The sequence below is a fragment of the bacterium genome (genome assembly GCA_035419245.1).
Classification (GTDB): Bacteria; Zhuqueibacterota; Zhuqueibacteria; order Residuimicrobiales; family Residuimicrobiaceae; genus JAKPUX01.
Genome location: DAOLSP010000033.1, coordinates 1 through 2,006 on the forward strand (window position 1 = coordinate 1; position 2,006 = coordinate 2,006).

The 2,006-nt window shown below is 53.4% G+C and carries 4 protein-coding genes; all 4 read left to right on the forward strand.

Features of this window, described 5'->3' with window-relative positions; genetic code table 11:
- Nucleotides 1-378: glycosyltransferase family 9 protein (locus PLH32_17705; protein ID HQJ66445.1), on the forward strand; the 378-nt coding region annotated here is incomplete at its 5' end.
- A gap of 9 nt (nt 379-387) precedes the next feature.
- The gene (locus tag PLH32_17710) at nt 388-672 is read left to right on the forward strand and encodes a hypothetical protein (protein HQJ66446.1); all 285 of its coding nucleotides are present in this window, start codon (nt 388-390) and stop codon (nt 670-672) included.
- Nucleotides 659-1,390 carry a hypothetical protein gene (locus tag PLH32_17715; GenBank protein ID HQJ66447.1) on the forward strand — a complete coding sequence of 244 codons (732 nt, stop codon included), beginning with the start codon at nt 659-661 and terminating at the stop codon, nt 1,388-1,390. The genes PLH32_17710 and PLH32_17715 overlap by 14 nt, the downstream gene beginning before the upstream one ends.
- Nucleotides 1,383-2,006: class I SAM-dependent methyltransferase (locus PLH32_17720; protein ID HQJ66448.1), on the forward strand; the 624-nt coding region annotated here is incomplete at its 3' end. The genes PLH32_17715 and PLH32_17720, both read left to right, overlap by 8 nt.

The window sequence follows — 2,006 nt, forward strand, 5'->3', positions numbered from 1 at the left end:
GAGCCGATCATTGCCAACCGGGTGATGCTTCGGCTTGATCTGCTGGTTGAGCGTGGGGTTCTTGATGGTGCAGTGATCATCGGCAATGACGACCCCATGCCAGAGGTTTACATGCCGGACTGGTGTGTTGATTTGCGCAAAAAGCTCGAGCTGCCCGAGATCGCCCGGCTATGTGCAGGAGCAGCGATCTTTGTCGGGAAAGACTCCGGGATCCCTCATCTGGCCGCTGCATCCGGATGCCAAAACATGATCGTCTGGGGATATCGGGAACGCAACTGGATTGTAAAAGCTCCTCCGGAAAGGTTCACTGCATTGTTCAGTGTCGAGAGCAAACCGGAAATGATCGCTGCTGAAATCAACAAGCGCCTGAATGCTTAGGAGACAAAGATGAGCATATTGAAAAAGCTGGTTCGCAAAAGATATCTGTCACGTTTGCAGGCATGGGCACGCAAATCAGGAGCAGACCTGTCGATCAGCTCCAGCGCCAACCCTGAGACCACAAAACGGGCGGTGATCATCTCTGCCCGCAATGTCCATTTTACGCACCCGGTTGTAGGGCATACCTTCATGTGTGCCCAGGGGGATAATTCGGAAGAAGCAGCCCGCAGGTTTCTGGAAAAGCTGGAGCAATATGAGTACAGCATCGACCGGGGGCAAGATGTCAATCTCTGATGACCGCCTGATGATTTGTACCGGCTGGTGTGCTCACCTCGAGGGGCACAACAACAAGGCCCGGTCCGCATTACAGAATGAGAGCCTTTATCTGGGGTCGGTTTGGTTACCTGCTATCCTGCACCAGGTGGAGCCCAAGGCTGTTATGGTCTACAACAGCCTGTGCGACATTCCGGCAGCGGCTGGGCTTCTCCGCTCGGATATAGTAAACATGGTCTACGCCCCCCGGCCGGCACGCGAACTGCCATACCGGCACGATTGGGCGGCGGCAATTATGGTCGCAGCCGGCTACGCCATGGCAAATAACCTCGACCTGATGTTCATCGAGCAGGATTGCCTGGTCTACCGCCTTAAGGACTTTCTCGACTTCGCCAGGATCAGCAATCACTCGATCTGTTACGGATATGGTGAAGGTGCGAGTCTCTATAATAATTGGGCGGCCAACTCTCTTATCTACTGTTCCTGGTCGCTCCTGGATGAATTCATGACGGCACTTGCACAGACCAAGGATATATCGGATGGGGAGGTGAAACTGGAAGAACGCTTTCATGACCGTGTTATGTCGGTTGGCGCTGGGGAGTACTTCCGGCCTTGGCCATGGGGAGTTGATCGCTTGCGACCGTTGCCGCAGGGTGACGATCCATTCTACGCACAACAACTCACAGACGGCGAGCTGGATTATATGACCGCCAAAATCATGGAAGGACAAAATGACTGAAAAAGGGTACCTGAAAAGCTGGCGGTTTTGCGAAGAGTGCCAGAACGTGGTGCATAAAAGCGGTGACGGATCGTGGCCGGCCTGCAACCACGACTGGAGGCCAAACAGCCCGGCAGGGGTTCTGTCAAACCAGAAGAAAGAGCTGGAGCTTTTCGGACCAAGCGAACAGGCTCGTTTTCGGCTTTGCGCCAGAACCTATCAAAGTCCGGTCGAGCTCTTTTATCTGGTAGAGTTTATCCGGAAATTTGCAAAGGGTTCTCCGATCCGGACAATTGTAGAAATCGGCTCCTATCACGGCGGAACCGCCGATTTCTTTGATCGATATTTCATGCCTGAGATGCTTATATGCATCGATCTGAATTTCGAGCATTGGACTGCTCCGGAGGATACCGCGCTCCGGATTGAAGGAGATACGCGAGATGCTCGGACGCTCGAAGATGTTAAGATATATCTTAAAAACGAGCCCGTTGATTTCCTTTTCATAGACGGCGATCATTCCATCGATGGCGCACGGAATGACTGGGAAAAATACTCCCCGCTGGTCCGGAATGGAGGGGTGATCGCGTTCCACGATACGGGCGCGATCCCGGCAGTCAGGCAGGTTTTCGAAGAGGTT

What these genes read in the sequence shown, in the direction of transcription:
- PLH32_17710 (HQJ66446.1), top strand. Translation starts at nt 388, where the DNA reads ATGAGCATATTGAAAAAGCTGGTTCGCAAAAGATATCTGTCACGTTTG.
- PLH32_17715 (HQJ66447.1), top strand. Translation starts at nt 659, where the DNA reads ATGTCAATCTCTGATGACCGCCTGATGATTTGTACCGGCTGGTGTGCT.